This window comes from Ilumatobacter sp. (genome assembly GCF_049588435.1).
Lineage (GTDB): Bacteria > Actinomycetota > Acidimicrobiia > Acidimicrobiales > Ilumatobacteraceae > Ilumatobacter_A.
In genome coordinates, this window is record NZ_JBAVYV010000558.1 from 1 (window position 1) to 4899 (window position 4899).

Genomic DNA, 4899 nt, shown 5'->3' on the forward strand with positions numbered 1-4899 from the left:
GCATCGCGGTCCCCACGTTCGGTCCGCAGTGGCCGTTCGCCCGACGGATCAGCCATCTCGCCGGTGCGCCCGTCCCCGACCACGTCGCCGAGCTCCTGATCCACGGCCGTCTCGCCGACAACGGCCGCATGCGGGAACTCCTCGGCGTCGTCCCCGAACAGACGACACCCCAGGTCATCGACGACCTGTACGGATGGCCGAGCGTCATCCGCCGTCCCGCCCGAAAGCAGGTGGCATGATGTCCGAGCTCGCCGACGTCCTCCCGATGCCCGGCATCTCCTCGGTCGACGACGAACCCTCCACCTCGTCGATCGGCGGCGCCGTGTCGTCGGCCGGTCGGCGCGTCGGCGACGCGATCGGATTTCTCGGCTCGACCGCCACCAGCGGTGTCCGCTCCGCCACCGGCCGTCTCGCGCAGGAACAGCGCGGAGCGACCGACGACTGGGGCCGCGATCCGGTCCTGGTGCGCAACATCATGTTCCTCGCACAACTCCGCTGGAACGTGTCGACCGGGGGTGACCAGCACCTGCCCAAGCGCCGTGGCGCGCTCGTCGTCGTCAACTCGCCACGGATGTCGAACAGTGCGATCTTCACCGCGTTCGCGATCAGCGAGGCCGTCGATCGCCCGGTGCGATTCGTCGCCACGCGGGAGTTGTTGCCGGTGACCCGGATCGATCGGCGGATCGGCGGTCTCCTCGCCCATCCCGACGAGATCGCCGGGGCGCTGCGCGCCGACGAGATCGTGGTGCTCGGAGCAGCACCGACCAACGGACTCCGCTCGGTCGGTACCGTCGACCACACCCTGATCGGAGCGGCGTTGGCCTCCTCCACACGGGTCTTCCCGGCTGCGACCACCTCCACGCCGTTCGCGCGCCGGGCGCGCGTCGAGATCGGCCCGGCCACCCACCCGCCGCGCAAACGTCGCGGCCCGCTGACCGAGCTCGAGTTGGCCGACCGGGTCCGCAACGACGTCCACGACCTCCTCGACGAGATGGGCGACCTCGGCACCGGAACACCGTTCGACTGGCTCCCGATGGCCGGCATGGGAGGCAACTGATGACCTACGTGCGCGGAAGCGACGGGACCCGGATCCACTACTCCAAGACCGGTCGGCCGGGTGCTCCGCCGGTGCTGTTCATCCAGGGTCTCGGCGCCGGCAAGACCGGGTGGGCCCTGCAGCGCATGGCGACCGCGCCGTGGTACCAGGCGATCGCCCTCGACAATCGTGGCGCGGGCCGCAGCGACAAGCCGCACACGCCCTACACGCTCGAACAGATGGCCGACGATGCGATCGCGGTGCTCGATCACGCGGGGATCGAGACGGCGCACGTGGTCGGTGCCTCGATGGGCGGTGCGATCAGCCAGATCCTCGCCATCAAGTACCCGGAACGGACCCGTTCGATCACGCTCGCGTGCACCGCCGGGGCGAACCATCCCTGGCGCGAGGAACTCCTGACCGAGTGGCGGGACAACGCGCTCGAAGGCGGGATGGGCATGATGAGTCGCGAAGCGGTCCGGTGGGTCATCGGACCGCGCTCGTTCCGTCGTTTCCTCCCCGCGATGGGCTGGCTCGGACCGCTCGCCCTGGGCCGACCGTCGCACGCCTTCGCCAATCAGGTCGATGCGATCCTGGACGTCGACATGTCGATGGTCGACCGGGTCGAGGAGATCGACGTCCCCGTCCTCGTGCTCGTCGGCAACCAGGACATCCTCACCCCGCGCGGGGACAGCGAGGAGTTGGCCGACCGGATCCCGACCGCGGAGTTGGCGGTCATCAGCGGCGCCGCCCACGGCTTCATGGTCGAGCACGCGTCGACCTTCAACCGGGTCCTGATCGAGTTCCTCGGCCGAGCGGAAACGGCCTGGCAACGTCGGATCGACGAAAGTGAGAACGTCGCGCTCGAGTCCGCATGAAGGTGGTGATCGTGGGCGCGGGACTGTCCGGTCTCGTCGCAGCCCGGGAACTGACCGGTCACGGCGTCGACGTCTGCGTCGTCGACAAGGGTCGATCGGTCGGCGGACGTCTCGCCACCCGCCGGATCGGGTCGGCTCGCCTCGATCACGGGGCGCAGTTCTTCACCGTGCGGACACCGGCGTTCCAGCGACGCGTCGACGACTGGATCGACCGTGGCCTGGTGCACGTGTGGAACCACGGTTTCGACGACGACGACGGCTACCCGCGCTACGTGGGGTCGGCCGGCATGAACTCGCTGGCCAAGGACCTCGCACGCGGACTGGACGTCGAGACGTCGACCATGGCGTTCACCGTCCGCGCGGCGAACGGCGAGCAGCGCTGGGACGTCGTCATCGACGACGGCAGCGCCCGCCCCGCCGACGCCGTGATCCTCACCTGCCCGATCCCCCAGTCGATCGCGCTGCTCGTCGATTCCGGGGTCGAACTCGGCGGACCGATGGCGTCCGCCGACTACGACCGGACGATCGGTCTGCTCGCCACGCTCGACGGTCCGGCCGCGCTCGGGGAATCGGGCGGCGTCCAGCACCGTGACGAGGTGTTCAGCTTCATCGGCGACAACGTCGCCAAAGGCGTCAGCACCGAACAGGCGCTGACGTTCCACGCCAATCCGGTGTGGAGTGAGGAGCACTGGGACGACGACGATCTGGTCGACCGGCTCGTCGCCGCCGCCACGCCGTGGCTCGGGCGGGCATCGATCGTCCAGGCCCAGGTCAAGAAGTGGCGCTTTGCGACCCCGCGCGTGGTCTGGCCCGAACCGTGTTGGACGACCGCCGATGAGTCGATCGTGCTCGCCGGTGACGCGTTCGCGGGACCGAAGGTCGAGGGAGCCCACAGCTCCGGGCTCGCCGCCGCCCACGCACTCGTGCGCTGAAGCGGACTCAGCCGTCGGGAGCTTCGACCGCGGGGTCGAGCACCGGCTCACCGATCGGCACGGTCGTGACGATCGACGCGTCGAGCGATCCATCGAAGACCACCGTGGTCGGCGGAGGGACGAACTCGATCCCGCAGATCACCCCGGTGACCTGTCGGGTCTCGAGGTCGATGATCGTCGTGCTGTCGGGGCCGAACCGACGCAGGAAATCACCGAAGCTGACGACGTCGTCACCGCACGAGTCCTCGTCGCGCTCGATGACCGGCGCGTAGAGGACCTCCCAGCCGTTGACGAACTTGGCGTAGCCCTCCTGGAGATCCTCGATCGGGCCCAACACGACCGTCTCGCGGGGTCCGGCGGGCAGGAGCGCGAACCAGACCACCGCATCGCCGAGCACATCGGCGAGCAACACGCACCGGTCGGGGTCGTCGAAGTTCTCGCACGTGACGTCGCCCGGGGTCCCGGGAGCCACGCGGGCCACCCGGTTCTCGTCGAGCACGGCGTCGAGCAGTCCGACCGTGCGTCCGTCGGCGCCGACTCGGAAGTCCTCGGACACCTCGACATCTTCGACCGACTCGATCAGATCGATCCGCCGCGGGATGAGGTCCCCGTTCTCGTCGAAGTTGGCCGGGGCGATGACGGCGGTGCTTCCGTCGAGTCCCGCGTTGGCGAAGGCCCGGTCGACGCCGATGGCCAGGAGCACGACCGCTCCGATGGCAGCGAGGAACCGCCACGTCAACAACTGTCTCACGGCATCAAAGGTACTGGAGTCGCTTCAGTTCTGGTCGGCACCGATGCCCGGTCAGGCGACGGCCACGGCGGCGGCGCGAGCGGTCGCGTCGCCGATCCGGTCGATCACGTCGTCGGTGTGGGCCAGTCCCACGAAGATGGCCTCGTAGGCACCCGGTGCCAGTGCCACACCCTCCGCGAGCATCGCCCGGAAGAACCGTCCGTACGCCGCTTCGTCGGTCGTCTTCGCGTCGTCGAAGTTGCGAACCGGATCGGCGGCGTCGGCACCACACACCATGCCGAGCAGCGTGCCCACGACCGGGAAGCGCGCAGAAAATCCAGCCGACGCGCAGGCATCGCGCATCAGCGCCGCGAGATGGCGGGCGCGGGCGAGCAGCTCGATGTACACGCCGGGTGTGAGCTGATCGAGCGCGGCCAGACCCGCCGCGGTGGCGAGCGGGTTTCCCGACAACGTCCCGGCGTGGAACACCGGTCCGAGCGGCGAGAGCTGCTCCATCACGTCGGCACGGCCACCGATCGATCCGATCGGGAGCCCACCGCCGATCACCTTGCCGAAGCAGGTGATGTCCGGGGTGACGTCGTAGCGCTCCTGCGCTCCCCCGGGAGCCAGGCGGAAGCCGGTGATCACCTCGTCGAAGATCAAGAGCGCGCCGACGCGATCGCACTCGTCACGGAGCCCCTGCAGGAATCCGGGCTCGGGGGCGACCACACCCATGTTCGCGGCGACCGGTTCGACGATCACGGCCGCCACCTCGTCGGTCAGCTCGGGAACGACGTTGTACGGCGCCACCAGCGTCTCGGCGACCGATGCGTTCGGGACCCCTGCGGTGCCGGGCAGTCCGAGCGTCGCGATCCCACTGCCGCCGGCCACGAGCAGTGCATCGGTGGCCCCGTGGAAGTTTCCGGCGAACGTGACGATCCGGTCGCGTCCGGTCACGCCGCGGGCGAGGCGGATTGCGGTGCTGGTCGCCTCGGTCCCCGAGTTCATCAGTCGCACCCGCTCGCAGCTCGGGACGCGTTCGGAGATCGCCTCCGCCAGCTTCATCTCGCGCGGGGTCGGTGCCCCGTACGACGTCCCGTCACCCGCAGCCGTGACCACCGCGGCGGTGATCGCCGGGTGGGCGTGACCGAGGATCACCGCGCCGTAGCTCTGGACGAGATCGAAGTACGTCGTGCCCTCGACGTCGGTGATGGTGGCCCCGGCCGCCCGAGCGACGACGTAGGGCTCGCCGCCGACCGCCTTGAACGCCCTGATCGAGGAGTTCACGCCCCCCGGGATCGCCCGCCGGGAACGCTCGAAGAG

The 4899-nt window shown here is 69.6% G+C and carries 5 protein-coding genes and 1 pseudogene; 4 read left to right on the forward strand and 2 right to left on the reverse strand.

Annotated features, from left to right (window positions below; genetic code table 11):
• From WBV89_RS21015 to WBV89_RS21030, 4 genes and pseudogenes are all read left to right on the forward strand, one after another.
• A pseudogene (locus WBV89_RS21015) lies at window positions 1-239 on the forward strand (hypothetical protein); the annotation flags it as partial.
• A complete protein-coding gene (locus WBV89_RS21020; RefSeq protein ID WP_423983284.1) occupies window positions 236-1057 on the forward strand; it encodes a hypothetical protein in 822 nt (273 codons plus the stop codon). The pseudogene WBV89_RS21015 and the gene WBV89_RS21020, both read left to right, overlap by 4 nt.
• Entirely contained in the window at window positions 1057-1914 is an 858-nt protein-coding gene (locus tag WBV89_RS21025) for an alpha/beta fold hydrolase (protein WP_423983285.1), read from the forward strand. Before WBV89_RS21020 ends, WBV89_RS21025 begins: the two co-directional genes overlap by 1 nt.
• A complete protein-coding gene (locus WBV89_RS21030) occupies window positions 1911-2846 on the forward strand; it encodes an NAD(P)/FAD-dependent oxidoreductase (RefSeq protein ID WP_423983286.1) in 936 nt (311 codons plus the stop codon). Before WBV89_RS21025 ends, WBV89_RS21030 begins: the two co-directional genes overlap by 4 nt.
• A 7-nt stretch (window positions 2847-2853) precedes the next feature.
• On the opposite strand, the gene WBV89_RS21035 is transcribed toward WBV89_RS21030, so the two are convergent.
• Window positions 2854-3597, reverse strand: coding sequence for a hypothetical protein (locus tag WBV89_RS21035; protein WP_423983287.1), 744 nt, complete (start codon window positions 3595-3597; stop codon window positions 2854-2856).
• 51 nt (window positions 3598-3648) lie between these two features.
• Window positions 3649-4899 (reverse strand): glutamate-1-semialdehyde 2,1-aminomutase (locus tag WBV89_RS21040; RefSeq protein ID WP_423983288.1); only part of this gene is annotated, 1251 nt, incomplete at its 5' end.